General features: G+C 67.6%; 29 protein-coding genes. 18 read left to right on the plus strand and 11 right to left on the minus strand.

Going from position 1 to position 25,172, the window contains the following annotated elements; all coding sequences use genetic code 11:
* The first annotated feature begins 141 nt into the window (after positions 1 to 141).
* From IT780_RS40875 to amaP, 15 genes are all read left to right on the plus strand, one after another.
* A complete protein-coding gene (locus IT780_RS40875) occupies positions 142 to 1,545 on the plus strand; it encodes a hypothetical protein (RefSeq protein WP_199517284.1) in 1,404 nt (467 codons plus the stop codon).
* A 53-nt stretch (positions 1,546 to 1,598) separates the two neighbouring features.
* Positions 1,599 to 5,432: a DEAD/DEAH box helicase gene (locus IT780_RS40880; protein ID WP_199517285.1), complete on the plus strand. Its 3,834-nt coding sequence runs from the start codon at positions 1,599 to 1,601 to the stop codon at positions 5,430 to 5,432.
* Positions 5,429 to 6,604: a hypothetical protein gene (locus IT780_RS40885; RefSeq protein ID WP_199517286.1), complete on the plus strand. Its 1,176-nt coding sequence runs from the start codon at positions 5,429 to 5,431 to the stop codon at positions 6,602 to 6,604. Before IT780_RS40880 ends, IT780_RS40885 begins: the two co-directional genes overlap by 4 nt.
* Positions 6,597 to 8,144: a phospholipase D-like domain-containing protein gene (locus IT780_RS40890; protein WP_199517287.1), complete on the plus strand. Its 1,548-nt coding sequence runs from the start codon at positions 6,597 to 6,599 to the stop codon at positions 8,142 to 8,144. The genes IT780_RS40885 and IT780_RS40890 overlap by 8 nt, the downstream gene beginning before the upstream one ends.
* Positions 8,145 to 8,395: 251 nt before the next feature.
* The gene (locus IT780_RS40895) at positions 8,396 to 8,800 is read left to right on the plus strand and encodes a hypothetical protein (RefSeq protein WP_199517288.1); all 405 of its coding nucleotides are present in this window, start codon (positions 8,396 to 8,398) and stop codon (positions 8,798 to 8,800) included.
* A gap of 6 nt (positions 8,801 to 8,806) precedes the next feature.
* Positions 8,807 to 10,020 (plus strand): IS3 family transposase gene (locus tag IT780_RS40900; RefSeq protein WP_199517289.1). Its coding sequence is split into 2 segments (ribosomal slippage): positions 8,807 to 9,110 and positions 9,110 to 10,020, totalling 1,215 coding nucleotides; the frame shifts between segments, so codons are not numbered across the junction.
* Positions 10,021 to 10,089: 69 nt separating this feature from the next.
* Positions 10,090 to 10,593: a tyrosine-type recombinase/integrase gene (locus IT780_RS43380; protein WP_307831668.1), complete on the plus strand. Its 504-nt coding sequence runs from the start codon at positions 10,090 to 10,092 to the stop codon at positions 10,591 to 10,593.
* A complete protein-coding gene (locus IT780_RS42450) occupies positions 10,542 to 10,661 on the plus strand; it encodes a hypothetical protein (protein WP_307831669.1) in 120 nt (39 codons plus the stop codon). The genes IT780_RS43380 and IT780_RS42450 overlap by 52 nt, the downstream gene beginning before the upstream one ends.
* A gap of 237 nt (positions 10,662 to 10,898) precedes the next feature.
* On the plus strand, positions 10,899 to 11,120 hold the full coding sequence (locus IT780_RS40910) for a CsbD family protein (protein WP_199517290.1): 222 nt from the start codon (positions 10,899 to 10,901) through the stop codon (positions 11,118 to 11,120).
* Between the two features lie 115 nt (positions 11,121 to 11,235).
* Positions 11,236 to 11,721 (plus strand): Asp23/Gls24 family envelope stress response protein, encoded by a 486-nt coding sequence (locus IT780_RS40915; protein ID WP_199517291.1) that lies wholly within the window; start codon positions 11,236 to 11,238, stop codon positions 11,719 to 11,721.
* On the plus strand, positions 11,718 to 12,068 hold the full coding sequence (locus tag IT780_RS40920; protein WP_199517292.1) for a hypothetical protein: 351 nt from the start codon (positions 11,718 to 11,720) through the stop codon (positions 12,066 to 12,068). The genes IT780_RS40915 and IT780_RS40920 overlap by 4 nt, the downstream gene beginning before the upstream one ends.
* On the plus strand, positions 12,065 to 12,247 hold the full coding sequence (locus IT780_RS40925; RefSeq protein ID WP_199517293.1) for a hypothetical protein: 183 nt from the start codon (positions 12,065 to 12,067) through the stop codon (positions 12,245 to 12,247). Before IT780_RS40920 ends, IT780_RS40925 begins: the two co-directional genes overlap by 4 nt.
* Positions 12,244 to 12,696, plus strand: coding sequence for an Asp23/Gls24 family envelope stress response protein (locus IT780_RS40930; protein WP_199517294.1), 453 nt, complete (start codon positions 12,244 to 12,246; stop codon positions 12,694 to 12,696). The genes IT780_RS40925 and IT780_RS40930 overlap by 4 nt, the downstream gene beginning before the upstream one ends.
* Positions 12,693 to 13,220: a DUF6286 domain-containing protein gene (locus IT780_RS40935; RefSeq protein ID WP_199517295.1), complete on the plus strand. Its 528-nt coding sequence runs from the start codon at positions 12,693 to 12,695 to the stop codon at positions 13,218 to 13,220. Before IT780_RS40930 ends, IT780_RS40935 begins: the two co-directional genes overlap by 4 nt.
* Positions 13,220 to 13,795, plus strand: a complete 576-nt coding sequence (gene amaP, locus IT780_RS40940) for an alkaline shock response membrane anchor protein AmaP (RefSeq protein WP_199517296.1) — start codon at positions 13,220 to 13,222, stop codon at positions 13,793 to 13,795. Before IT780_RS40935 ends, amaP begins: the two co-directional genes overlap by 1 nt.
* A gap of 81 nt (positions 13,796 to 13,876) precedes the next feature.
* On the opposite strand, the gene IT780_RS40945 is transcribed toward amaP, so the two are convergent.
* The 5 genes from IT780_RS40945 to IT780_RS40960 all read right to left on the minus strand — a co-directional run bounded on the left by IT780_RS40945 (position 13,877) and on the right by IT780_RS40960 (position 19,398).
* The gene (locus IT780_RS40945) at positions 13,877 to 15,658 is read right to left on the minus strand and encodes an AMP-dependent synthetase/ligase (RefSeq protein WP_199517297.1); all 1,782 of its coding nucleotides are present in this window, start codon (positions 15,656 to 15,658) and stop codon (positions 13,877 to 13,879) included.
* Positions 15,659 to 16,058: 400 nt separating this feature from the next.
* A complete protein-coding gene (locus tag IT780_RS40950; protein WP_199517298.1) occupies positions 16,059 to 16,421 on the minus strand; it encodes a cupin domain-containing protein in 363 nt (120 codons plus the stop codon).
* 299 nt (positions 16,422 to 16,720) lie between these two features.
* Positions 16,721 to 18,040, minus strand: coding sequence for a glutamate decarboxylase (gene gad, locus IT780_RS40955; RefSeq protein ID WP_372443933.1), 1,320 nt, complete (start codon positions 18,038 to 18,040; stop codon positions 16,721 to 16,723).
* Entirely contained in the window at positions 17,997 to 18,473 is a 477-nt protein-coding gene (locus IT780_RS42455; protein ID WP_372443934.1) for an STAS domain-containing protein, read from the minus strand. Before IT780_RS42455 ends, gad begins: the two co-directional genes overlap by 44 nt.
* A 115-nt stretch (positions 18,474 to 18,588) precedes the next feature.
* On the minus strand, positions 18,589 to 19,398 hold the full coding sequence (locus IT780_RS40960) for a GAF and ANTAR domain-containing protein (RefSeq protein ID WP_199517300.1): 810 nt from the start codon (positions 19,396 to 19,398) through the stop codon (positions 18,589 to 18,591).
* A 611-nt stretch (positions 19,399 to 20,009) separates the two neighbouring features.
* Here IT780_RS40960 and IT780_RS40965 point away from each other — a divergent pair.
* Positions 20,010 to 20,444 (plus strand): hemerythrin domain-containing protein, encoded by a 435-nt coding sequence (locus IT780_RS40965; protein WP_199517301.1) that lies wholly within the window; start codon positions 20,010 to 20,012, stop codon positions 20,442 to 20,444.
* A gap of 108 nt (positions 20,445 to 20,552) precedes the next feature.
* Here the strand turns inward: IT780_RS40965 and IT780_RS40970 are convergent, their stop codons facing one another.
* The 4 genes from IT780_RS40970 to IT780_RS40985 form a co-directional block, all read right to left on the minus strand.
* A complete protein-coding gene (locus IT780_RS40970; RefSeq protein WP_307831670.1) occupies positions 20,553 to 21,263 on the minus strand; it encodes an ANTAR domain-containing protein in 711 nt (236 codons plus the stop codon).
* 78 nt (positions 21,264 to 21,341) lie between these two features.
* Positions 21,342 to 22,061, minus strand: a complete 720-nt coding sequence (locus IT780_RS40975) for an ANTAR domain-containing protein (protein WP_199517302.1) — start codon at positions 22,059 to 22,061, stop codon at positions 21,342 to 21,344.
* Between the two features lie 388 nt (positions 22,062 to 22,449).
* Positions 22,450 to 22,674 (minus strand): hypothetical protein, encoded by a 225-nt coding sequence (locus IT780_RS40980; RefSeq protein ID WP_199517303.1) that lies wholly within the window; start codon positions 22,672 to 22,674, stop codon positions 22,450 to 22,452.
* 80 nt (positions 22,675 to 22,754) lie between these two features.
* A complete protein-coding gene (locus tag IT780_RS40985; RefSeq protein ID WP_199517304.1) occupies positions 22,755 to 22,928 on the minus strand; it encodes a CsbD family protein in 174 nt (57 codons plus the stop codon).
* A gap of 182 nt (positions 22,929 to 23,110) precedes the next feature.
* Here IT780_RS40985 and IT780_RS40990 point away from each other — a divergent pair, with 182 nt between their 5' ends.
* Together IT780_RS40990 and IT780_RS40995 are read left to right on the plus strand one after the other, a co-directional pair.
* On the plus strand, positions 23,111 to 23,377 hold the full coding sequence (locus tag IT780_RS40990) for a DUF5994 family protein (RefSeq protein WP_199517305.1): 267 nt from the start codon (positions 23,111 to 23,113) through the stop codon (positions 23,375 to 23,377).
* A 250-nt stretch (positions 23,378 to 23,627) separates the two neighbouring features.
* Entirely contained in the window at positions 23,628 to 24,464 is an 837-nt protein-coding gene (locus tag IT780_RS40995; protein WP_199517306.1) for an oxidoreductase, read from the plus strand.
* 22 nt (positions 24,465 to 24,486) lie between these two features.
* Here IT780_RS40995 and IT780_RS41000 read toward each other — a convergent pair whose 3' ends face one another.
* Positions 24,487 to 24,660: a hypothetical protein gene (locus IT780_RS41000; RefSeq protein WP_199517307.1), complete on the minus strand. Its 174-nt coding sequence runs from the start codon at positions 24,658 to 24,660 to the stop codon at positions 24,487 to 24,489.
* Positions 24,661 to 24,791: 131 nt separating this feature from the next.
* A complete protein-coding gene (locus IT780_RS41005) occupies positions 24,792 to 24,998 on the minus strand; it encodes a hypothetical protein (RefSeq protein WP_199517308.1) in 207 nt (68 codons plus the stop codon).
* Positions 24,999 to 25,172 lie beyond the last annotated feature (174 nt).

Here is a 25,172-nt window from a genome sequence, read left to right on the forward strand (position 1 = left end):
GCGTCAGCTCAGATCATCCATCCATACATGGGGGCAGGGAGGGGCGCCGGGAGATGCGGGCGCGCACAAATACCGCGCCGTCGACGGCGTTGTCGATAGAGTGTCTTTCCTATGGGGAGCTTGGATGAGAAGCACTCTCGCATGCGGCGGATCTTCCGCGGCGAGGAGGAGTATGGCGAGGGCACGGCGGCCGAGCAGGCCCAGGCCTTCCGGCTGGCCGAGATCTACGATGAAGCAGTCGAAGTCGCACGAGCCAACTCCACGGACGTCGAGCGGCCAGCAGTCGATCTGCTGATCAGCCTTTCTGGGTTCTCCCCGGAGACGACGCTCCTCGCCTTCGCGCTGACCCGGCCGGCGAGGATCTTGATCATCACGTCGGAGGGCACCCAGAAGACGATCGACGCGATCTGGGAGAAGCTCGCTGGCAAGATTAAGTTTTCCGAGGTCCGGCATGTAACCTGCGATCCCGTCGATCCGACCAGCATTTACGACATCGTGCTGAGAGAGGTCCGCTCCCTGCTGGCTGCTGGGCGGCCGCCACGGGTGATCATCGACATCACCGGTGGGAAGAAGGCGATGAGCGCTGGTGCGGCGCTGGCCGCTTCCCAGTTAGACCTTCCGATGTGCTACATCGACAGCACCTTTGACCCCGAGATCCGCCAGGCCCTTCCCGGCAGCGAACGGCTGTGTGTGCTACCGAATCCGACGGCACTGTTCGGGGACAAGGACCTGACCGCCGCGATGGCCATGTTCGGCAGCGGCGTGTATTCCGGCGCGCATGCGCTGTTCGAGAAGCTGAGCGATTCGATCGCCGAACCGACCCGGGTGCGGTTCCTCCGCGACCTCGCCGCCCTGTACGAGGCCTGGTGCAACCTCGACGTCGACGGGTTGCCGGATCTGATCGTTCGCGTTCGGGATCACTTGCGTGAGAACCGGATGGCGCTCGCTGTCCCCATCGCGCGAAGGATTACGAACCAACTGGAGTTCGCGGAGGCGCTCGCGGGCCGGGACGGGCCGACGATGCTGCTCAACTTCTTCCTTCTGGGCGAGCACTATCGGGCCCAGGGCCGTCACGACTTCGCCGCGCTTCTCTACTACCGAAGCATCGAGAAGGCGTTCGAGGAACGACTTTCCAGTGAGTTCGGGCTCGACCCAGTCGATCCCGACTACGCCAAGCTGGGTGACGTGGACGACCTGGAAGCCCGGTATGCCGCATTGACCACCGAGGTGTACGGGGCACCAACGCACACCCTGCCACGCAAGATCGCACTGATGGACGCGATGCTCTTGCTGTATCTCAAGGACGACGCGGTGTTAAAGCGGATCAGTTGGACGACGCCATCCGCTATCAGCAACATGCGTGGTGTGGTCGACACCCGCAACCGGTCGGTTCTCGCCCATGGCACCGCATCGGTGTCAATGGATCAGAGCGCTCAGCTCAGCGGGCGGGCCCGTGCTCTTATGCATCACTTCTGGCAGGTCCACGAACCAAAGCAGAACATCACCGAGCGTATCGAGACGCTACGGTTCGTCAGCGAGATTTGATGGCACCGCCCCTACTCGAGCCTGATCAACCGAACGCCGGTCACCCGCCGCCCATGCGGATCGCGGAGATCCTGCTGTCCACGCAGCAGAAGTTTGCCTTACCGGATGGCGCCACGCTGGACCAAGTGAGCGACGACATGGCCGGCGGAATTTGGATCGCCCGATACCGTTCATCGGGACAGCAGGGTCCTCAAACCTATCGGCTCGGCGGCTCCCGATTCGAGGCCCGGGTCCGGCGTCGTAAAGGTCAGTCGTCGGGAGCCTGGCTGGCCGAGGTGACGGCCATCGAGCTGACGTCCTCGATGCCTCGCCGGTATGACCGCATCGTGCCGGCCGTCGTCTCTTTTGAGCCGAACTATCGCGAGCTGGCCTTCGATATGGAGGACTTGCTCAGGCAGCTGGAACAGTGGCGTCAGATTCACGAGGGTCGCTTCAGAGCGCCCGCTTCCGAACAGCTCAAGCGCGCGGTTTACCTGGAGTACGGCCGACTGAAGCGGCTCCTGGAGATTGTTGAGCAACGTCCGGAAGCCGCCGAGCAAACCGTCTCGGGCATCGTTCTCTCCGTCGAGGAGGGCATCGACGGAGCGGGCACGGTGGTCGTCGAGGTCAAGGCCGCCACGGACCTGGCCGACTTCGACCGCCGACGGGTGACGATCACCGCCTCAAGCGGCGTCACGGTGAACACCAGCGTCCAACGAGTACGCGCCGGGCGACTCGCGGTCCGGCAAACCGGTCACTGGTCGCCCAAGCGCGGGACCGAAGTGACCGTCAATCTCGTCAGACCGTTCGGGATGCGCCAGAACGCACTGGCGCTCAAAAGCTTTCTCAATGGCGAGGTGGAGGGCTCTTGGGACGATCTGGCCCGCCTGATGTGCCGCCCCCAGGGCCTCACTGCCAAGGAGCCAATCGCGTTGCCCCAGCGGTTCTTCTGCGACGACAGCGACAGCAGCGTGCCTCTGAACGATGAGCAGCGGCGAGCTGTCGCCGGTGCGGTCTCGACCCCGCACGCGTTTCTGGTGCAGGGTCCGCCGGGAACAGGCAAGACCGAGGTCATCTGTGAGATCGTCAGACAGTTGACGGCACGGGGCGAGCGGGTGCTGCTTCTGGCGCCGACTCATGTCGCTGTCGACGAGGTTCTGGGCAGGATCGGGCATAAGCCCGGCGTCCGGCCGCTACGCATCACCTGGGATGACGACCGGGTGCACGAGTCCGTCCGCGATTACCTCGAGCCCAATGTCGGAGCCGGTCTTACGGGCCTCGTCGTCCGACCCGAGAAGGGCGCTCGCGACCCACAGTGGGCCAAAAACTTGGCTCAGGTTGAGGTGCGCATCCAGGACGCCCGACGAGCGATCTCCGCCATCGCGGACAAACGCCGTCAGGCGACTGTTTTGGCCCACACGCGGGTCGCGCTCGCGGCGGCCGCCGAACGCCTCGAACTTAGCCGAGTCAGGGCCGATCAGGAGTTGGCCACCCTGAATGGGGCGACGGAGTCGGCGACAGCTCGCGTCGATGCTGCCTCCAGCACGCTGAGCCGAGCCGTCCGCATCCACGATGCCCTGCTCGCGACGGCTCGTCCGATACTCGAGCCGCTGCCCCCGCTCGCGCGGAGCTGGCAGGCGGCGATGCGGGTAGCCGCGACCGCCGCGAGCGCTCTCGGCGCCGCGAACACCGAACTCAACAGGGCAACAGGGCAACTGAACCACGATGTGGCAGAGGCGAGAAACGCCGTAACACGGGCCGACCTGGACCACCGTGCTGTGGTGGCGCGGCTGGAGGACGCCTTGACGGAGTTGCGGCGGGCGCAGCTGAACCTGGACAACGCGGTCTCCGATCAGAACCAGCTCGGGCGGATGCTGACGGTAATGAATCTCGGTCGCGTCACCGCCGCCCGCCGCCGGGCGGACGAGGCAGAGTCAGCGGTCGCCTACTGGCAGAACCGGTCACGCTCAGCCATGGACTGGAAACGCAGGGCCGAAGGCCACTTGGTCGCTATCGAGGCCCCCCGCACCAACGACGTCGTGGCCGCACGAGAACGTACCGGCAACGCTCGGCAGCAGATGGATGCGGCTGTGCGGCAGAGCACCTTGCGGTGGATCCGGCTCGCGGAGGCCATCGGCGACGCTCAACCTGCTTTGACAGGGCTTGCCGACATGAACGAGAGGCGGAGAGTCGCTGCGTTCCTAGCCGGAACGGTTCCGAACCTCCTCGCCGGGAAGCCGCCAGCAGGCGCGGACCATGGAAAGCTGACCGCGCTGGGACCGGTCGCTCAGATCGCCGGGCAGTTGTCACAGGCTGTGGCGGACCTCATTGCGGCACGGCAGGAACGGCGGTCCGCCCTGGAAGACCAGACCTGGTGCCAGCGGGAACTGGAGCTGGGCAGAGCTCGCACCGCAAGCTCGCTTGCCGTTGCTGAGCAGGATTTCACCGAAACTCAGAGCCGCTACGATGCCGCAGTCGAGCGAGTCGAAAAGATCAGCCAGATCCTTGCCGGGCAGTCCAAAAACTCGGCGGACCATAGCCGGAACATTGAGCAACTTGAGCGCCGCTTGCACGTACTACGACGACTTCCGTCACTGCACCAACGATGGTGCGAGTTGACCAGCGGCCAGTCTGACGACCTGCTCTTGGCCGACATCCGCGAGTCGCTCGTCCGGGCCGCGAACCTCGTGTGTGCCACCACCAAAGGAATCGTCGGACGAGGCAGCCAGGTCGTCCGGTACGCCGACTACGACACCCTTATCGTCGATGAGGCGAGCCGGGTGACCGAGAGCGAGTTCCTCATCGGCGCCACACGGGCGCGACGGTGGATTCTCGTCGGCGACGAACACCAACTGCCCCCGCACGTCGACCAGCGCGACGAGCATTTCCTGCACGCGCTGACCGCCCTGCACCGCTTCCACCGCGGCGCCGGCGAGAGCCTCGAAGCCTCCGTGCAATACCTGGCGCAGGTCTGGGCCGAGGACGAGGAACTCCACAAGTTCCGTGCCGAGAGTGTGCTGGCCGTCGCGGAGGAGCTGAGCTCCAGCGGTCTGTGGGCCGCGAGCTTCCGGGACCCTTTCGACTCGGCGTACCGTCGCGTCCAGTCATCCGGCAACCGAAACGATCCGGACCGGCAGGTGCTCACGGCCATGCTGCGCCACCTGGTGCAAAGCTTGTTCCAGCGGGTGGCGCCCCAGGTTCCCGCCGGGCTGCGGCAAGAACTCGTCTGGCAGCGGCGCATGATCGAACCGTTGGCCCGGATCGTTGCCGACCCGGTCTATGGAGGGCGATACCGTACACCGCCTCCCGCCGATCTCGCTGCGATCGGGCTGACTCCGTTGGTGCTCGCCGAGACGCTGACGAAACCGGTGACATTCGTCGACACCAGCCACTTCCGGGACTCCGGTGACACGCCACAGGATCACGGCTTCGCCAACGAACGAGAGCAGTACTTCGTAGAACGCGTCTGCCGCCTCTACAACGAAGATCTCGCGCGAAGCGGCTCCAAGCCCGTCACTGTCAGCGTTCTGGCGTTCTACCGGGCTCAGGCCCAACAACTATCACGCCGGCTACGCAGCCTGGACCTGCCACACCTGCAGTGGGAGGTCATCGACGTAATCGACCGCATTCAGGGCCAGCAGAGCGACCTCGTCATCATCAGTTTCACCAGGGCACACACCGGGCGAATCGGCCCAGGGTACGGCCAATGGCTGCAAGACATCCGGCGCCTCAACGTCGCCTTTACCCGGGCTCGCCGCGCCCTTGTGTTCGTCGGCCATGGCCCTACTCTCAGCGCGCTCGGCGCTCCCTCCGCTGGCGCAGAACCCGGTCCTGCGCGGATCTTTTACGAGAACCTCTTCCGGCTCGTCGACCAGGACGACGACTTCATGCGAGTTCGCCGGTTATGACGGTCCGCTTCGAGTTCCACGCCGCACGGCAAACCGACACCAAGGCGACCGTCGTCGTACAAGAATCGCTCATCGGCCTTGACGTTTGGCCGGACGTGCCGATGATCAGCAAGTTTGAGGAGGACCTGACCGCAATCGACCGGCTGATCCTTGAGGCGGCGATAGCCCTGGATCCCGTCCACGCTGCTGACATCGAGGAGATCACCGGCATTCCAGCCGAAGCCGTGGACGGCATCATCAGCAGACTCGGGAGCCTCGGCCTGCTCCAGACCGACGGGTACGGCGCGGTCGCGACGGACTATGCCCAGCCCGCGCTGGACCAGGCCGCCGCGGTGAGACTGCGCCAGACTCAAGTCACGCTGCTGTACCTCGCGGACACCGACGAGATCGTGGCACTTTCCCCCAATGCGGGTCGGCGGGCACCGCGCCTGCACAATGCGAAATCGGCCGGCTTCGTTGACGTCCCTCGTGGCACCGGTCTGACCAGTCAGCACATTCTCATCGCCGAGCGCATTGCTAGACAAGCAATCCGCGGGCTTCCGAAGGACATTGTGAGTCCGGTAGCCACCGAGACACTGATCGCCGACGTGTGTAAGCAGTTCCGCTGCAGCGGATATGTGCGGGTCAGCGCCGACGGCACGTCCCGCGCCTACCTGAAAATCGAAATAGGTCCCTCCAAACGCCTCACCCTGCAGATCCCGTTCGCGAACCAGCTGGCCAGCCGATGGGAGGACCTCGCTCAGCAAGCGGACTCGGCTGCCGACGCATGGGGACCCGCGGTGGCGACGAGAACGGGCGGGAGATGGCGCTACGAGTTGGGCCAGGAGGCAGCCGCTTCCGCCGCTGCGGACAGGATCCGGCTGGGCCACCCCGGTGGTTTGCTAATCCACGGTGAACGTGACGTCGTCTACGTCGATGTCGAGTTCGTTCCGGGCGACGAGCATGCGTCACGAATCTTCGCGCTCCAGCATGCCGTGGCCGAAGTGTCGGCCAGATCGGTCGCCAACATCGATTCCGGGCAGCTGGCAGCCATCACGGCGGCCAGTACGGAACGGTACGGCCTGCCGCCGGACGGTCTGACTGTGGCCGACGTACGCAGCGCGCTGTGGACCGGACAACACTACCAGCACGTCTACGCCCTGCGCCGAAAGGAGGACTTCCCCGGTGAATGAGTTTCCGGCAGGCAACCTGGGCCAGGTCATCGACCTGGGAAAGCGAACTGTGGAAGGCGCCTTCTTCCTCAGGCGCCAGGACGGACCGCCCACCCGTAGCCCCTTCATCCCCCGCGATACCGAATCGCAGGACGGCGTGCGGCACTGTCTCACCTACGACGGTGGAGGGTCGAACATCCGCGAGGAACTGGTGCGCCTGATCGACTCGGCGACCCGGCGAGTGTTCGTTGCCACCCTTTTCCTCGGTGACGAGCAGGTCCGACAGGCTCTCGAACGGGCGGCCGACCGGCTTCAAGGCGGCGTCTATGTCGTCTCGGCGCTCGACGACCGCGGGCTGAGCAAGGCTATCAATGACGCATCCGACACCATGGACGTCGACACCCAGACCGAGTTCCGCAACTTCCACCGGCTGACGACCAGCGGTATCTACGTCCGCGGCTACCCGGGGCTCCACGCGAAGTTCGCCGTCGTGGACGATGCTCGTGCCCTGGTCTCCAGCGCCAATCTGGTCACTCGCTCGTTCACCTGCGTCGGCGAGAACGGCGTGGTGCTGGATGGAATCGACGAGGTCGCCGTGCTGGCCTGGGCCTTCCGGCGCCTGTGGCGGCAAAGTCCCTGGGACATGCCGCCAGCACCGTCGTACCACTCCGTAAGCGACCGCAGCCCGGCAGACGATGCCCTGGACGAGGGCCCCGAATCCGGCCGCCTGCTATGGACCTGGCAGGACCAGCATCGCATTCTCGACGACATCCGACGGACGATCGACCAGGCCGAGCATGAAGTGATCCTGGGCACTTTCAGCATCGGCAATATGACCTTCGACATGCCGAAGGCACCCGCCCGACCCGGGATCCTCTACGAGCCTGTGTGCCGCGCCATCGAACGAGGTGTACGGGTGCGACTGCTGCTGCGTGGCCGCAACCACGTTGAATCGTCACGAGCCGAGGCAGCCGCATTCCAGGCGGCCGGAGCGGAAATTTACGCCGACACGCTTACGCACGCCAAAGGATGCCTCGCGGATTGCCGCATCGGTTCCCTCTTCTCGGCCAACTTCATGACCACGATGGGCCTGACCGGCGGCATGGAGCTTGGTATGCGCCTCGACGGTACGGGCGCACTTGGCGAGGCCTGGCGTTACTTCGAGCATTACATGGCAGAGGCCGACCTGGAATTCGCCGTAAATCCGCTGGCCGGCGTCACCGCCGACCGACTATTGGCCGACTCGCTGCGACGATGGCCCCTCCCGAGACACGGATTTGTGACTTGCAACGATCAGACGTGGACTCAGCTCGCTACCCACACCGGTCCTGCCTTATGGGAGCAGGACGGCGACCATCACCTGATTTTCAGCGGGGCCCGCTGCTACCGACTCATCGGCGAGAGGGCTCGGTGGCGTATGGAGCCAGCTAACCGCCCCGCGGGATATCGGAACATTCGTCAACTGATCGAAGGCTGGATCTCGCCTCGGCGCGGCAAGAGATCTGATGACACCATCAGCCGTGGCATCTTCGCTCCCGTACTCCGCCGAGCTGAGCCCTAATATGCCAAGTATGCGGGAGCAGGGATTATGTCAGCTGACTCTCGGAATGGTGCGCGCATCGGATGACAGTCACCGCACTTGATTGGCCGTGGTCACGCGCCTGGTCACAGCATTGATCAACTTCTCCAGGATTGGCTGAAATCGGGCGGCATGGCCGTGCCGTTCTGTCCGCCTCTGCGTACATAAAAGCACGTGCTGATACTGCTTAACCGAATTGTAATGCGACCCCCCCCTACACGCACGCGAGCGCCATGACCCGACACACCTTGCCCCAGGCTTTGAGCGACGCAACTCTGCGAGCGCGCTTCGCTGACCTGCTCGCCGACGGCCGCAAGGAGTGGCATCTGCTCATGGCCCTGGCGAACCTCGTCATCAACCACAGGCTGCTCGTCCGGACCGGCACCGTCCCGAACCGAGTCACGAAGGCAGACATCGCCCGTGAGGAGCAGACCGACGACCCGATGCCGTCCACCGCACAGATCAGGGAACAGTTCGACACATTCCTGGCGATCGGAGTGGTCTCGGTGGCCGACTCATGGGGACTGAAGGTCAACCAGGTAACCCCAAATATTACAGCCATCGAGGGGGCCTTGCCCCCTGATCTTGGACACTTGAACCTGGGATCCTGTGGGTTCCGGGTAGATCAGGAGTCCTGAAGCAAGATGGCGAACAAGCACTATCCCGTGCAGTTCAAGGCTGACGCGGTGGCGTTGTATCGGTCTCGGCCGGGTGCAACGATCGCGTCGATCGCTGATGACCTGGGCGTTAACCGTGAGATGTTGCGCAGCTGGGTGCGGCTCGACGACGAGCGTCGTGGCGTGAGTCCTCGGCCGGTGCGTGAGATCCCGGCGGCCGATGAGGCGGCGGGCACGGTTGAGCAGGAGAACGCCGATTTGCGGCGGCGGGTCCGGGAGTTGGAAGAAGAACGGGACATCCTGCGGAAGGCGGCCCGGTATTTCGCCGGGGAGACGCGCTGGTGAACCGCTTCCAGTTCGTCGCCGACCACCAGCAGCGCTACGGCGTGAAGCGGTTGTGCCAGATCCTGAACATCGCTCGCTCGAGTTTCTACTACTGGAAGGCGACCGCCGCCGACCGGGCCGCCCGCGACGCCGCGGACGCGGCTCTGGCTGCCCGGATCCGGGCCGTGCACGCCCGCCACGACGGCACCTACGGGGCGCCGCGGGTCACCGCCGAACTGCACGACCGGGGCGAGCGGGTCAACCGGAAGAAGGTGGCCCGGGTGATGCGCCGCTACCGCATCCAGGGCCTGCGGCTGCGCCGACGAGTGACCACCACCATCACGGAGCCGGCCGCGACGAAGGCAGCAGACCTGATCGGTCGTGACTTCACCGCCGCGGCGATCAACCAGCGCTACGTCGGCGACATCACCTACCTCCCGGTCGGTGAACGCGGATTCCTTTACCTGGCAACGGTTATCGACCTGCACTCACGCCGTTTGGCGGGGTGGGCGATCGCCGATCACATGCGCACTGACCTGGTCATCGACGCCCTGCACGCGGCCGGACGGACTCGCGGCAGCCTCGACGGAGCGATCATGCACACCGACCACGGAGCTCAATACACTTCGAAGGCCTTCGCCGCCGCCTGCACCGGCGCAGGCGTCCGGCAATCGATGAGCAAGGTCGGCAGCTCCGCCGACAACGCCCTCGCCGAGTCGTTCAACGCCAGCTTCAAACGCGAGACCCTGCAAGGCCGCCGAGCGTTCACCGACGAACGCGAAGCACGCCTGGCCTCGTTCCGATGGCTGCACCGCTACAACACCGTCCGCCGCCACTCCCGCCTCGGACAACAATCCCCGATCACCAACGAGAACCGCATCCGAGCGACGTCAGATACGCTGGCCCCGGCCGCATAAACCCCGTGTCCAAGATCCGGGGGTAAGCCCCGCCAGATCGTTGCCGAGGATCCGGGTAGCCGTGTCCGGGTGAAGCCGCCGAAGTCGCCGAACGGTTTTCGCACGCTGATCCTGGACGACAACACCCTCAAGGGCTTGACCGGGGGAGCGACGTCGGGCCGGGCGTCGCGGTACTTGTTCACCGGCCGTGCGGGACGGCATCTGCGGCCGGACAACGTCACCGGCCGGTTCAACCAGATCGCTGTCGCGGCTGGTGTCCGGCCGCTCGGCCCGCACCAGATCCGGCATCTGATCGCGTCGAATCTGCTCGACGCCGGGTTCGGTATTCATGAGGTTGCGGAACGTCTGGGTCACGACCCGGCCACCCTGATGCGCTACTACGCCCGGGTCAGCGCCACACGTCGCCTGCAAGCCACCAACCACATCGCCTACCAAGTCGTCACCGGCGACGGCGTCGAGACGATCCGGGAACGTCCGTCCTGGACCGCGACTGCCGGGCGCACGAGGTGGACAACCTTTTCGTGGTCGACGGCGGCCCGTTCCCCACCGCGACCGCGGCCAACCCGACCCTGACCATCATGGCCAACGCCTGGCGGGTGGCCGATGGGATAGTGGACGGCCGGTCGACACCCCAACGCTGAAGGCACCTGCACGCCTCGTCTCTCTCACGACCGACCTGGGCCGCACGGGTGGCGCTCCACCGTGCTTCGCTGGGCAACTCTTCACGAACCCTCACCCGTGAGTGGCCGTTCCGTACCGGTCGACGTGGTGGGGCCATGTGGCCCTGGTGCGCGCGCCGGCGGCAGTGCAACGCTCGCCATGGGCGTGTAGGCCGGTACGGCCGGTGCGCACGCAATGCCCGAGGAAGAAGGCGCGTGATGGGCGCGAAGACGAAACGGTGGACTGGTCGGGTCAAGCAGGCCGCCGGGACCCTCACCGGCAACAAGAGACTGGAACGCGAAGGCAGGGCCGATCGTCGCTCTGCCGAAGCGGTGGAGCGGCTCGCCCAGGCCAGAACCCAAGCCGGAAAAATGATCGACAAAGCCGCCGGCGTCGTGAAGGGCGCCAGGACCCGAACGGGCGGAGCCCGGCACAGGTAGTGCTGTCCGGCCAACGGCTGGACAGACGCAATGACCATCTGCGAGCCCGGACCCCGCCGCGGAATCCATCTTGAAGGCGCTTGCATGCGCCTCATCCGAAGGAGCACGTGGTCCGATGACAACCGCATTGCCTACCGATGAGCAGACCGCGCCGGCGACAGCCTCGCGCAGCACGGCCGAGTTGGCGCCGCTGCCGCGTCAGAGCCGGCTCGCCACGGCCGAGGGAAAGATCACCGTCGCGGAGAACGTGGTGCAGAAGATCGCCGGTATCGCCTGCCGTGAGGTGTCCGGTGTCCAGGCGATGGGAAGCGGCGGCACCCGCGCGTTCGGGGCGCTCCGCGAGCGCATCCCGGGCAGCAACGGCCCGAACGTCGCGCAGGGCGTCGGTGTCGAGGTCGGCGAGACAGAAGCCGCGATCGACCTGGACATCGTCGTCGAGTACGGGGTCAGCATCGCCGAGCTGGGCCGCAGCATCCAGCGCAACGTCAAGTCCGCGATCGAGCGGATGACGGGCCTGAACGTTGTCGAGGTCAACGTCAGCGTCGACGACGTCCACATGCCCGAAGCGCCCGAGGACCGTCCGGAGTCCCGCGTCTCATGACCACCACCGTGGCCGGGCCCGTGTACGCGGTCGTCGACGGAGTCGACGTCGACCTCGTCGCGGCCGCCGTGCGCCGGTGCCCGGCCGTGGCGGACCTGATCGGTGGTCACCCGTCCGGCGCGGCCACCTATCTGCCGGGCCGTCGGATCGACGGAATCACCGTCACCGCCGGGACGATACGAGTGCAGGTCCGTATCCGCTGGGCACCGGTCACCGACCTCGTCGCGCAGATCCGAGGCGTGGTCAGCACGATGGCCCCGCAGCATCGCGTCGACGTGATCATCGCCGACATCGACGACCCGCCGCCGGCCCGGGGGCACCACGCGCTGGAGGAGAGGACACCATGAACCGCATGTTCCTGGGGACGATCGTTGGTCTCGCACTGGGCTTCGCCCTCGCCTTCGGCAGCTTCGGCCAGATGCTCATCGTCGCCCTGTTCGGCGGCCTCGGGCTCACCGTCGCCCGGGCCCTCGCCGGCGATCTTGACCTCAGCGGCTACCTCCAAGGCAGGCGAAGCCACCGATGACCGCCGCGACCGAACAGGACCAGCTCGACGCCAACCCACCTCCGGCCGGAGAAGCGGAGCTCGGAAAGATCACCATTGCCGCTCACGTGGTGGAGAAGATCGCCGCCGGGGCCGTTCTGGAGGTTCCCGACGCCGGCGGCGCCGCGCCCCGGATGTTCGGCCACGCGATGCCCGGCGCCGGGCACCTGGGCATCCGCCGCACCGGCCCGGGTCAGCTGCCGAAGGTCAAGGCGGACGTCGACGGTCTGACCGTCTATCTCGACCTGGCCATCAGCACCCGATGGCCTGCGTCCATCGGCCGGGTCAGCCGCCGCGTACGCGAGCATGTCCGCACCCGGGTCCACGAGCTCACCGGGCTGAACGTCACCGGGATCCGGATTGCCGTCACCGGCCTGATCAGCGACTTCACCCATGCCGACCTCACCCGCACCGATCGGGCACGGCCATGAGAGTCCTCAACCGCCTGTTCGCCTTCGCCCTGGCCATCGGGGTCGTCTTCGCCGCCACGGTCGGGGTGATCGAGGTGATCGCACAACGCGCCCACCGCCGCCCCGTCCTGCTGGACTGGCCCGAGGTTCACTCCTGGGCCACCCGCACGTCCTGGGGTGCTGCTCCCGTCCTGCTCCTGAGCATCGGCCTGATAGTGGTCGGATTGCTGCTGCTCGTCGCACAGCTCACACCCCGACGCCCGGCCCGGCTACCGATCACCGCCGGCAACCCCGCCACCGACGCTGCGATCACCCGCGGCGGTCTGGCACACACCCTGCGACGGGCCGTCACCGACGTCGACGGCGTCAGCCGGGTGCACGTCCGCGCCCGCCGGCACCGCGCGCGTATCAGCGCCAGCACCCGCGCCACCGACATCGACGCGGTGCGGGCAACGCTGACCGAGACCGCGCAGCGGCAGCTCGACGCCCTGCACCTGAGCCACCCGCCGACCCTGTCGGTCCGGGTCACCACCCGGGAGCCGTGATGTACGCCGACCGCACCAACCGCGCCCTGCTCACCCTGCTCGGTGTCGCCCTGCTCGCCGCGGGCGTGGGCGGGCTCCTCACCGGTACCGGCGTCTTCGGCGATCACCTCGCCGACCGGCACCTGACCGACAACCAGGCCGTCCGATACATCGGCGACAACAGCATCTGGTTCTGGCCGGCCGTGGCCGTCGCCGGGGTGGTCGCCGCGTTGCTTGCGCTGCGCTGGCTCATCGCCGTCCTTTCCCCGCGCCCCCGCGTCGGCGACATCGCGATCGGCGCTGACCGAGCTGCTGGAGCGACCGTTCTGGACGCTGACGCCCTCACCGATGTGGTCACTGCGGAGATCACCGCATATCGGGGTGTCGACGCCTGCCGGGCCAAGGTGTACGGGAGTCCCACGGAACCCCGGCTGTCGATCGCAGTACGCGCCGATGCCGATGCGGACATCACCGCCTTGCAGCAGCGCATCGAGGATGATGCTTTGACCCACGTTCGCGAGGCTCTTGATCGTCCGGATCTGTCCATCGTCCTGGACCTCGCCGTCGGTAACCAGGCGTCCAGCCGGGTCTTGTGAACCGCCGGCTTGCCGAACGGTGTGGAACCGGCATCGCCGAGCCGACGGCAGAGACCGCCGCGGGCCGGCCGGCGAGGGCCGCTACAGCGAGAACAGTTCGCCGATGTCGGCCGCCAGCCTCGCCTCGGCATAGTCCCGGCGAACCTTGCGGCTCGAGGTGAGCTCGGCGCCGATCTGGAAGGGGGGCGGCAGGACGCGGAACCGTTTGATCGCCTCGGCGCGGGACACGGTGCGGTTGGCGGTGTCGATGGCGGTCTGGATCTCGGCCCGCAGGGCCGGGTCGTCGCGAAGGTCCGCGGCCGCCGTTGTGGCCGGCAGGCTGTGCTGGTGCTTCCACCGTTCGAAGCCGTCGGGGTCGAGGGTGACGAGGGCGGCGATGTAGGGGCGTCCCTGCCCGACCACGAGACAGTCGCCGACCAGCCAGTGCGCCCGGACCTGGTCCTCCAGGGGCGCCGGGGCGACGTTCTTGCCGGACGCGGTGATGATCAGGTCCTTCTTGCGGCCGACGATGCGCAGGTAGCCGTCGTCGAGCTCGCCGAGGTCCCCGGTGCGTAGCCAGCCGTCGGCGTCGAACATGCCGGCGGTCGCCTCGTCGTCGTGCCAGTAGCCGGCGAAGACGTTCGGTCCCTTCACCAGCACTTCACCGTCAGTGTCGATGCGGACCGAGCAGCCCGGCAACCGCCGGCCGACGGTCCCCATCCGCTGAGAGGAGGGAAGATTCAACGTGGATCCGGAGGTGGTCTCGGTCAAGCACCAGCCTTCCAGGATGGTCACGCCGGCGCCCCGCAGGAAGTGACCGAGACGAGCGCCGAGCGGGGCACCGCCGCTGCTCGCGTATCGGGCATGCCCGCCCAGGGCGGCACGCAGCGGGGTGTAGACCGGCCGCTCGAACAACCGATGTGCACCCCGTAGCCACAAACCCGGGCGGCCGCGCTCGAGCGCGCGGCTGTAGGCGACCGCCGTCGTCTCGGCCAGCTGGAAGAGGCGCGGATGCCCGGCCGTGGCGGCGGCGAATCTGGCGCTGTCGTGCAGCTTCTCGAAGACCCGCGGAACCCCCAGGATCAGGGTCGGCCGGTATTGCTGCAGCTCGGCGGCGAGGTCGCCGGGCCCGCTCAGATGCGCCAGCTGGGTGCCGTTGTGCACGGCGACCAGCGCCACCATCCGGGCGAAGATGTGCGCGAGCGGCAGGAACAGCAGCAGCGAGCTGCTCTCGGTCAGCACCTGTTCGGCCAGACCGTCCGCCAGGGCGACGTTGCGAACCTCGGCGACGAGGTTGTCGTGGGTGAGGACGCAGCCCTCCGGCCGGCCGGTCGTCCCGGAGGTGTACACGATGGTCGCCGGTGCAGCAGCGCCGACGGCCTGACGCCGGTCGGCCGGCGGTCCCGCCGGCCGGGACCGGCCGGTCGCCATCAGCTTGTCGAGGTCGCGGTCCAGCTGCCACCGTAGCGTCACCCCGGGTACATCGGCCTGGTCGAGTACGGCGGCGCACTGATCGTTCTCCGCAAACGCGGCTACCGCGCCCGAGTCCTGGAGGATCCAGGCGGCCTGGGCCGGGGGAGAGGTCTCGTAGATCGGTACGGTGACCGCACCCGCGGCCCAGATCGCGAAGTCGCACAGCGTCCACTCGTAACAGGTGCTCGACATGAGCCCGACCCGGTCTCCGGGCTCGATGCCGGCCGCCACGAGACCCGATGCCAGCGCGTTCACCTGGTCCAGGAATCCCCGCGAGGTCACCGGGCGCCAGACGCCGTCGACCTTACGGGCGAAAGCGGCATGGTCCGGCCGGATGCGAGCGTTGGCGTCGATGTCGTCGATGGCGCAGGCGTCCGGCTCGACCACGTACTTCGCCGGGGTGCTCCACATCGCGATCACGTCCCCGAGGCGGTACGGCCGGCGCGCCCGACCGTGTCGAGGTGCCGCAAGGCTGGGGCGTACGAGGCGGCCTGCCTGACAAGTTTCAGCATGGGGCCGTGGAGACTCCCGGCCGGTCCGGGAGCGTACCGGTCAGCCAGGCCCTGGTTCCTGAGAGCGACGTCGCGGACAGAGACATGGCCCCTCCTGGACGGTCATGTCGACAGGCGATCCAGTCGCCGGAGTTCGGGGCGACGGCACATCGGCGGAAGGAGTTCCCGCCCGGATCCGCTGTGCCTGCACTCTCACCGTGCTCTCGGCAGGCAGTTGTCCGGCAGGGCCGGTAGTCCTTGCCTACGGCAAGTCGGCCGTCCGGTTTCAGGCCGTCCCGGCCATCCCCATCACCGACCGGTCATGAAAGCGGGAGGTGCATCTGCAGGAGCAGGCATCCTCCGGCACCAGCGGTGATCGAATGGGTCGTGCCTGGCGGCACATACACGTAGGAACCGGCGACGAGGGTCCGCGCCGCAATGGAGGCGGAGCCGGAGATCACCCAGATGTGCTGGTGCGCGGCCAGGTGTGGTCGTCCCGGGGTGGCGCAACCCTTTCCGTACGAGATCAGCGTGTCATTCAGGTCGCCGGCGGCCCACAGTTCCTTCGCGACGACACCGGGGCAGTCCGGCACGGGGCACCACGGAAGCTGACCGATGTCGTTCGGATCAAGCGTCAGCAGCGGTTCGAGCGTGGCGTGACGATCAGTCGTCATCAGGTTCATGACATCTCCTCCGTCCGTAGGCCGATGTCGCCACGGTCGGCGCGGAAGGCTATCCGCACGCGACGAGCGGCCCATTCCACCGTCACTCGACGCAGCGCCGCTCGGACAGAGGCCCACGACCCTCGTCGGGACACTGACGTCACCAGGAGCCAGGCGGACCGCGCCCGAGGAGCCCTGTCGGGCTGTCCGCGATCGAGCGCTGCGGGCGACCGGACATCCGGATGCAGATGTCTCGGCTGGTGTGATGCACGTCGACACATGCCGTGCTCGCCCGGTGTCGTTCGTGGCTGACCGCAGGTTCAGTGGTGGAAGCCGGTGGCGTCTTGGATCGGGTGAAGCGGCCCGGGTTGAAGCCGCAGCTCGGGCAGGAGCCGCCGCAGGTCGGTAAGCAACAGGTCGGCCAGGTCGCGGGTGAACCCGTTACGCACCACGATACGCAGCACGGCCAGATCGTTGCGGTTGGCGGGGAAGGCGTAGGCGGGCACCAGCCAGCCCCGCTCCCGAAGCCGCCGGGACACGTCGAAGACGTTGAACGCGCGTACTTCCGCAGTGGTGGTGAACGCGAACACGGGTAGTTGGTCGCCGCGGCTGAGCAGCCGGAATTCAGCCATGGCTGCGATCTGCCCGGACAGGTAGGTCGCCACGTCGCGGGAGGTCTGCTGGACTGCCCGGAAGCCGGCCCGTCCGAGCCGGAAGAACGTGTAGTACTGGGCGACGACCTCGGCACCCGGCCGCGAGAAGCTCAACGCGAAGGTCGGCATGTCGCCACCCAGATAGTTCACCTCGAAGATCAGCTCTTCCGGCAGGTTCCGGCGGTGGCGCCACAGCGCCCAGCCGACTCCCGGACACACCAGGCCGTACTTGTGTCCCGAGGTGTTGATCGAGGCCACTCGGGGCAGCCGGAAATCCCACACGAGGCCGGGATCGAGGAACGGGGCGATCATCGCGCCGGACGCCCCGTCGACGTGTACCGGGATGTCCCAGCCGGCGCGTTCCTGCACCGCGTCGAGTGCGGCGGCGATCTCCGCGACCGGCTCGTAGCTGCCGTCGAAGGTCGAGCCGAGGACCGCCACCACGCCGATGGTGTTCTCGTCGCAGCGCGCCGCCGCCTCGTCGGCGCTCAGGTGCAGCCGGTCACCTTCCATCGGGACCAGCCGCGGCTCGACCTCCCAGTAGTTGCAGAACTTCTCCCAGCACACCTGCACGTTGATTCCCAGCACCAGATTCGGCCGGGCGGTCCCGCCGCGCGGCCGGCGGGCGGCCCAGCGCCGCTTGAGCGCCATGCCGGCCAACATGCACGCCTCGCTGGAACCCGTCGTGGAGCAGCCGATGACGTCGGCCGGGTCGGGCGCATGCCAGAGGTCGGCCAGGATGGCCACGCAGCGCCGCTCGAGTTCGGCGGTCTGTGGGTACTCGTCTTTATCGATCATGTTCTTGTTGACGCACTCGGCCATCAACCGCGTCGCCTGGGGCTCCATCCAGGTGGTCACGAACGTGGCCAGGTTCAGCCGGGCGTTGCCGTCGAGCATCAACTCGTCATGGACAAGCTGCCAAGCGACGTCCGGCGGCACCGGGTCATCCGCGAGCCTGTGCAGTGGTGGCGCCACCTCTTGCGCCACCGCCGGATTGGCTGCCGTCGCGAACGGGTTTCCGTTTCGTCGTGGCTCCGGTCCCGGAGGCGCCTCCGCGGAATGCAGCACCATGGTCTCCTTCCGACATGAGGATGCCGAGCAGCCCGGTCAGTTCCAGGACGCGCCGGACGATGGGTTGCGGTCTGGTGACCTGCAGGCAGCACCCGGCACGGGCGGCGGCCTGCCCCACGACGATGAGGACACTGAGCCCGCGACAGTCCAGGAACGTGACCCCGGCGAGGTCAATCTCCATGCGCTGCAGAGACTTGGTCTGGATGAAGGCGAGCAGCTTCGCTTCCAGCCGGCCGGCGGTGGCCGAATCGATCTCGCCGATCACAGTGATCTGCACGGCGGTTCGCGACAACCACCTGGACACGATGCGTAGCTGCATTGACGTGGCGGATAGCCGATTGATGGACATGTATCCTCCTGGCCGGCAATTTCCACGGCGTACGTGGTGAGCGGGCTAGGTCTGGACCCGTGGCGGTGTTGCAGTGCACCGATCAATCGGCAAGGCCGGACGTGAGATGCCGACGTCAGCCGGGAGGCCGGTGCGGCATCCTGAGCGGTGCCTCGACGCCGATCCACGGCGCGGAAACCGCTTCGCCGGTGGGATGCGGTGCCGCTGGCCGGCCGGATGTCGGAGGGTTGAGCTGTTCGGTCGCGTTGACGATGCCTTGCGCGACATCGCGCAGACGCCGGTTGTGGCTGCGGGCGTACTGCCTCAGGAGGCTGAAGGCGTCATCCACGCTCATTTCCAGCCTCTCGGCCAGGATCCCTTTGGCCTGTTCGATGAGGATCCTGCTGTCCAGGGCCGTCTGCAGCTGCGAGGCCCGGCGCTCCCGTGATCGGACGCCTTCGCGCTGGAGCAGTCCGATGGTGGCGATCGCGCTCAGTGCCCGGCCGGTGTTGAGAGAACCCGGGTCGAGCGGCCCGAGCTGGGTGGTGAAGAAATTCAGTGCGCCGACCGTCCGGGCCCGATGACGCATGGCAACCGCGTGGACGGCCGCGAAGCCCGCGCCGGCGGCGCCGACCGCGAACTCCGGCCAGCGGTCGTCCGTGGCCAGGTTGTCGGCGTCGACGGCTCGCCCGGTGCGGAAGCAGTCCACACCGGGGCCTTGCCCGGTTCGCAGCTGGATCTGCTGCAGGAGGAGAGCCCGCCGAGACGAGGCGGTGCTGCGGCGAAGGGTGCCGTGCTCGTCGGCGAGAAGGGCACCTGCCGCAGTGATGTGCATGAGCTGGACGCTTCGGTCGGTGAGGGTCTGCAGAAACACCGACGTGTCGAAATCCTCGCCGAGGGTGTCCGCGATTTCCACGAATGCGTTGGAGACCTGGGCTGTGACCATCGGTGCTCCCATCTTCGTTCGCGGAGTCGGTATTACGACCCGACCACCACGGGAGCGTGAGGGACCGTCCCTGATCCCTGTGATTCTGGGCGGCCCGCGGGGTTTTGTACAGGGCCAAAAGTCCTCTGTGGCTCCGAGGTGTCCCCCGGTTGGTGAGACTGCAGAGGGCTTGAAACTCTGTCAGCGGCGTATGTGTTCGTCCTTTGTAAGGAGATGGCCGGGCGAACCCGGCATACGGCCGACGCGAGCGTCCTATTTCTTTGCGTGCTCGGTCCCGGACGAAGGCGCAACGAAAAAGGCCGAGCCGCTCTGCCGCGGTGGGTTGCATCCGATCCGGCCAGGCCCTCCTGATCGCCGGCACCGACTTGATCGTCGCCGCGCCCGTGGGCCGTCGTGGTCGCTGTGGCTGGGTCACGGTGACGCCGGGCCGAACGCCTCTATCGGCGGGCAAAGGTGACGATCAGGCTGTCATAGTGGACCGGGTCATGCCTGCGGAAGCCTCCATCGCTTCCGCCGGCAGCGGCATCGGTCGACAAGTGACAACCGGCGCATGGCAGGTCCGGACCAACCGGACATCCGGCTGTTCGGCCGTCCAGAGTGAAGGTTGAATCATGATCAACGACATCGTCGACTTCTCGTCGATTCAACACGACCGGATCCGCAGGCTTTGCGACGACGTGAATGCGGCGGCCCGTTCAGACAAACAGCGTTTGTTCGACGAACTTGCCGACTTGGTGAACAGCCACGAAGCCAGTGACCGAAAAATTGTCCATCCGTCGGTCGTCGATCACACGACAGGCGGTGGGGCCGACGCCGTGGCGTGCATGGTGGAAGCCGGCGGAATTCTGCGCGAGGTGTCAGAGCTTCAGAGGCTCGGGACCGGTGACATCACATTCGATGCGAGATTTGCGAACCTGCATCAAGCCCTCCTGGACCACATGGCTCACGAGGAAAGCGCGGAATTCCCGCGGCTGCGTCGGTACGTGCCCGTGCAGCGTCTGCACGCCATGGTCAGCGAGGCCCACGATGTGCAGACAATGCGCTGACAGTTGAACCCGTGCCCGGCATGCTGCCACTGCCGCAACAGGCCGTACGCATCAGCCAGGTCACCACGCGCCGCATGCTCGACGGATGATCGATGTTCCCCGCATTCCCTACCTGAGCGGGGTGGTCTCGTCGGATCCGCTGACGATGTTCGCCGCCAGCACGGCCAGGGGCTGGTTCCGGTTGCGGGCACCGGTGAGCAGAGCCGTGAAGGCGTCTTCCATGCCGATGTGAAGTCGTTCGGCGAGTACGCCCTTGGCCTGTTCGATCAAAATCCGGCTGTGGAGCGTGTTCTGAAGCTCCTGGGTGAGGGCGGTGCGGTCACGGATGGCGCGTTGCTGGAGCAGTCCTATCGTGGCGACGTCGGCCATGGCTCGTCCGATGCGTTGCTTGTCGGGGGCGAGGGCGCCGGGCGCGGTGTCGAACAGGTTGAGGGCACCGATGATGTCGGTCCGCAGCCGCATCGGGAGGGCGTGCACGGCGGCGAAGCCGGTCTCCGTGGCGGCCGCGGTGAACCGTGGCCATCGGCCGGCCCGCTGGAGGTCGGGGACCGACACCGCTGTTCCGGTGTGGAAGCAGTCCAGGCACGGACCTTGCTCGGTCTGCAGCTGGAACAGTTCCAGCAGACGGGTCTGCTCCGACGAGGCGGCCACCATTTGCAGGGTCCCCCGGCCGTCGGTGAGCAGCAGCCCCGCGGCGGAGACACTCAGGAGTTCTACACAGCGTTTGGTGAGGCCGTGCAGAAAGTCGATAACGTCGAAGTCGTCGACGAGCGTGTCGGACAATTCCACGAACACGTCCGCCAGCTGGGTCTCAGCCACGTCATTCACCTTCGTCACGCAGGAGATCGGTCGGTTGGTTGCGGTGAGCCGGCTCGCGCCGGCGACGGAAAAGAACGGCTATCCGGCGTCGGTGCCCTCGTCGGGATCGAAGCGGAGGACCCGCGCGACGACGTCGCCGGCGACATCGCGCAGGGTCCGGTCGGTGGCATAGGCGTACGCGCGGAGCCGGGCCAGCGCCACGGCGGCGCTGACCCCGAGCTGCACGGTGACCATGCCGGTGGCCTGGTGGACCTCGGGGTGTTGCAGCACGATCCGCTCGGGCAGCCCATCCCGGCCCTTCCGGTCATCCCGGACGGTGCCCAACAGCAGGGCACACGCCAGGTCCGTCAGCACCAGCACGTCGGCCAACAGCTCGCCTTCCAACGCACCGCGTTCCCGCCGGTACAGATCCATGACGCCGAGCCGGATCGCCCCGACGCGTAACGGCAAGGCGAAGACCGCCCGGACACCGTGGCCGATCACTGCCGGTGCGAAAACGGGCCAGCGAGCGAGGCACTGCGGATCGTCGAGGTCAGCAATCATCGAGGGACCGTCGGCGATCGCCTCCGCGCTGGGTCCCTCGCCGATCGTCATGGTGAGGTCTTCCAACGCGTCGGCAAGGCTGCCGCTGGTGTACATCGTTTCGCGCGGTACAGCCGGGAGGGTGACCGCGATGGCGGCGGCGTCGATCCCGCCAGTGCTGAGTACCGCCGCGCCCACGTCGTCGATGGTGACGGACCGACCGTGCGCCGATTCGACGATCAGGCTCCAGAGTCGCAGTCTGCGTTGCTGACTCATGGCTACACCTGGTGTGAGAGGGGTATCGGCCCAGACTGCTGCCCCGGCTGTCGATGTCCATCGCCGCACCGGCGGTCGGGCCGTGCCGCGATGCCCCACCTGTTCCACAGATCCGGGGACGCGACGCCGGAGGCGCCTTGCCCGAGCCGACGATCAACCGGGTGGCGGTCATCGCGAGCCCCTCTCCGACCAGCGACGGACATCCTCCAGTGTTGGCATCCCCGTGCCGGGCGGCGTCAGGGCCGGAAGGCCGGTGAGCCGGGCCGGGTGACTCCCAGGGGACCTCGCCGCGGCCGGATGTCACGGGCGCCCGGGCGGGTTCACCGGCCGGTCCGGCGCCGCGAAGGCGGTGAGCAGGGCGCCTCGGCCAGGAGCTTCGGTCGCCCCTTCAGATCACAGCGCCGCGCGGCGCCACCTCGATCGCGGCGACGCCGCGGCCGTAGAGCACGACAAGCCGGTCGCCGTGTCGGGTACGCAGCACTCCTGAGTCCTGTGCCAGGGCCGAGATCGCGTGTTCGACGAGTTCGTCCTCGTCGGAGAGGCCGGGGTCGTCGTATGTGATGTCCAAGCGGTCGCCGCCGACAAGCCGGACGCGTAGCACCGTAGTCGCCATGCCGCAACGCTACGTCGGTCCGCGGCCGCCCATGCGGAAGGGGACCGGCTCGAGCCGATCCCCTTCCGCATGCACAAGGATTACTTCTTGAACGCGTCCTTGATCTTCTCGCCGGCCTGCTTGACGTTCGACGACGTCTCGTCGGCCTTGCCCTCGGCCTTGAGGTCCTTGTCGTCGGTGGCCTCGCCCAGGCCCTGCTTGGCCTTTCCGCCGGCCTCCTGGGCCTTGTTGCTGATCTTGTCGTCGAGTCCCATGACGATCCTTCCCCGCGCTCACGCATGGACCTCGTCGGCTGACGACGCCTCGCTGAGCGGCGGTGCTTGGCTTAGGGAGTGCCCTTGGTCGCCCGTGCGAAACACCTGCTTCACGACCGGGGACCGGCCGCGCCTGCCCCGCGGAGAGTCTGCGCCGCGCTTTCGCGCCGCGCGAGCGTACGGTGGGGTTGAACGCCTCGGAGTGGGATCTTCCGCATCCGCGACGTGCCGCGGCCGGCCGCCGGGCGGTGCGGCTGGGCTGGTACCAGTCCCAGCCGGCCGGACTGGTCACGATCATGACCGAGTTCGGGCGCGACCGCTTCGATCTGCTGGTCGTCCCGCCCGGCGCCGGCCCGGCGTCGGCCGCCACGGCCATGGCCGCCGCCGCGGATGCCGCCGACGAGCGCCACACCCCCGACCTGCTCGCCGGAATCGAACGCACGCGCTGACCGCTTCCCACGCCCTGCGGCCCTTCCGGCGCCGTTTGCGTACGGGTAGCGTCGCGTTGTCACCCCGGACCCCGGTGTCATCGATGTCGCGCGGCATGGATGAGTCGGGGTCTTTTCCGTGAGGGCGGAAACCTCCTCGAGACGAACCGTTCGGTGGGCCGGCGGTCGAGGGGGCTGCCGACCCACCGTACGCGGAGACCGGTGATGACAGGGCGTACGCATCAACGCCCGACCATGACCTGGAGAACGTATGACCACCTGGCTGATCACCGGCTGTTCCAGCGGCCTGGGCCGCGCCCTCGCCGACGCGGTCCTCGCGCGCGGCGACAACGCGGTCGTCACCGCCCGCGACGCCGCCAAGGTCGGCGACCTGGCCGGCGGGTATCCCGGCACGGCGTTGGCGCTCGCGCTGGACGTCACCGACCCGCAGCAGGTCACCGCCGCCGTCCGGGCGGCCGAGGACCGCTTCGGCGGCGTCGACGTGCTGGTCAACAACGCCGGGTACGGCTACCGCGCGGCCGTCGAGGAGGGCGACGACGCCGACGTGCAGCGGTTGTTCGCCACCAACTTCTTCGGCGCGGTCGCCATGATCAAGGCGGTGTTGCCGGGGATGCGCGCGCGGCGCAGCGGCACGATCCTCAACGTCTCGTCGATCGGGGCGCGGATCTGCCCGCCCGGCTCTGGCTACTACGCGGCCGCCAAGGCGGCGCTGGAGGGCATGTCCGGTTCGCTGCGCAAGGAGGTGGAGCCACTGGGGATCAGGGTGACGGCGGTCGAGCCCGGCGGGTTCCGTACCGACTTCGCCGGCCGCTCGCTGACCCAGTCCGCCACCGTCATCGACGACTACGCCGACACCGCCGGCAAGCGCCGCAAGGAGAACGACACCGCCCACGGCACCCAGCCCGGCGACCCCGCCCGGGCCGCCCGGGCGCTGATCACCGCCGTCGACTCCGGCCGGCCACCGGCGTTGCTGCTGCTCGGCTCGGACGCCGTCACCGTCATCGGCCGGACCCTCGACGACCAGCGCGCCGACATCGAGCAATGGCGCGACCTCAGCGTGACCACCGACTTCCCCGAGCCGTCATGACGGAAGGGCCGCGGCCCTTCCGTCAGGCCGGGTCGGCTTCGGCGAGCTCGGACGGATCGAGGCGGAGCGTGGCCAGCAGGCCGCCGTGGTGGGTGGGATCGATGCGGTCGGGCAGTTCCCGGTCGACGAAGTCGGCCCTGGAGTGCTGGCCGCGCTCGCGGAGGGCGGCCACCACGGCCGTCTTGGAGATGGTCATCTGTCGGTTCTCCTGACGGATAGGGCCGCCGAAGTCCGGAGCGACGGGTCCAACGGTACGCCTGTCCGAGACGCAGGCAGGAAACCGCCTCGGCCCGAGGTGCGGGCGGAGGCGGTCGTCAGCTCAAGCGGTCAGCGGCCCAGTACGCCGGACAGCTTGCCGGCCATGCCGCTCCACATCTGGGTGGGGCGCTGCTGCTCACCCTGCTGTGCCCCCATCGCGATCATCGTGCCGGTCAGCGCCGGGATGGCCCACTGCAGGAGGCGTTGCTGCTTCAACGTCGCCGCGACCTCGTCCGGCGTGTTCTGCGCCGGCTCGGTTCCCCCCTCGGCCGGCACCCGGCCGGCCCGGGCTCGTGCCGGTCAGCGCCGGGATGGCCCACTGCAGGAGGCGTTGCTGCTTCAACGTCGCCGCGACCTCGTCCGGCGTGTTCTGCGCCGGCTCGGTTCCCCCCTCGGCCGGCACCCGGCCGGCCCGGGCGATCCGCGCACCGAGAAGGCCGCTGTACGCGG

It is taken from the genome of Nucisporomicrobium flavum (genome assembly GCF_016464385.1).
Taxonomy (GTDB): Bacteria; Actinomycetota; Actinomycetes; order Mycobacteriales; family Micromonosporaceae; genus Actinoplanes; species Actinoplanes flavus_A.

Bases quoted from the DNA above. Each gene is read 5' to 3' on its own strand.
- IT780_RS40880 (WP_199517285.1), top strand. From the start codon at position 1,599: ATGCGGATCGCGGAGATCCTGCTGTCCACGCAGCAGAAGTTTGCCTTA.
- IT780_RS40985 (WP_199517304.1), bottom strand. From the start codon at position 22,928: ATGGGACTCGACGACAAGATCAGCAACAAGGCCCAGGAGGCCGGCGGA.
- IT780_RS40920 (WP_199517292.1), top strand. From the start codon at position 11,718: ATGACCACCACCGTGGCCGGGCCCGTGTACGCGGTCGTCGACGGAGTC.
- IT780_RS40980 (WP_199517303.1), bottom strand. From the start codon at position 22,674: ATGGCGACTACGGTGCTACGCGTCCGGCTTGTCGGCGGCGACCGCTTG.
- IT780_RS40995 (WP_199517306.1), top strand. From the start codon at position 23,628: ATGACCACCTGGCTGATCACCGGCTGTTCCAGCGGCCTGGGCCGCGCC.
- IT780_RS40925 (WP_199517293.1), top strand. From the start codon at position 12,065: ATGAACCGCATGTTCCTGGGGACGATCGTTGGTCTCGCACTGGGCTTC.
- IT780_RS40885 (WP_199517286.1), top strand. From the start codon at position 5,429: ATGACGGTCCGCTTCGAGTTCCACGCCGCACGGCAAACCGACACCAAG.
- amaP (WP_199517296.1), top strand. From the start codon at position 13,220: ATGTACGCCGACCGCACCAACCGCGCCCTGCTCACCCTGCTCGGTGTC.
- IT780_RS40875 (WP_199517284.1), top strand. From the start codon at position 142: ATGCGGCGGATCTTCCGCGGCGAGGAGGAGTATGGCGAGGGCACGGCG.
- IT780_RS41000 (WP_199517307.1), bottom strand. From the start codon at position 24,660: ATGACCATCTCCAAGACGGCCGTGGTGGCCGCCCTCCGCGAGCGCGGC.
- IT780_RS40945 (WP_199517297.1), bottom strand. From the start codon at position 15,658: ATGTGGAGCACCCCGGCGAAGTACGTGGTCGAGCCGGACGCCTGCGCC.
- IT780_RS42455 (WP_372443934.1), bottom strand. From the start codon at position 18,473: ATGTCCATCAATCGGCTATCCGCCACGTCAATGCAGCTACGCATCGTG.
- IT780_RS40915 (WP_199517291.1), top strand. From the start codon at position 11,236: ATGACAACCGCATTGCCTACCGATGAGCAGACCGCGCCGGCGACAGCC.
- IT780_RS40930 (WP_199517294.1), top strand. From the start codon at position 12,244: ATGACCGCCGCGACCGAACAGGACCAGCTCGACGCCAACCCACCTCCG.
- IT780_RS40935 (WP_199517295.1), top strand. From the start codon at position 12,693: ATGAGAGTCCTCAACCGCCTGTTCGCCTTCGCCCTGGCCATCGGGGTC.
- IT780_RS40895 (WP_199517288.1), top strand. From the start codon at position 8,396: ATGACCCGACACACCTTGCCCCAGGCTTTGAGCGACGCAACTCTGCGA.
- IT780_RS40965 (WP_199517301.1), top strand. From the start codon at position 20,010: ATGATCAACGACATCGTCGACTTCTCGTCGATTCAACACGACCGGATC.
- IT780_RS40950 (WP_199517298.1), bottom strand. From the start codon at position 16,421: ATGAACCTGATGACGACTGATCGTCACGCCACGCTCGAACCGCTGCTG.
- IT780_RS40910 (WP_199517290.1), top strand. From the start codon at position 10,899: ATGGGCGCGAAGACGAAACGGTGGACTGGTCGGGTCAAGCAGGCCGCC.
- IT780_RS40975 (WP_199517302.1), bottom strand. From the start codon at position 22,061: ATGAGTCAGCAACGCAGACTGCGACTCTGGAGCCTGATCGTCGAATCG.
- IT780_RS40960 (WP_199517300.1), bottom strand. From the start codon at position 19,398: ATGGTCACAGCCCAGGTCTCCAACGCATTCGTGGAAATCGCGGACACC.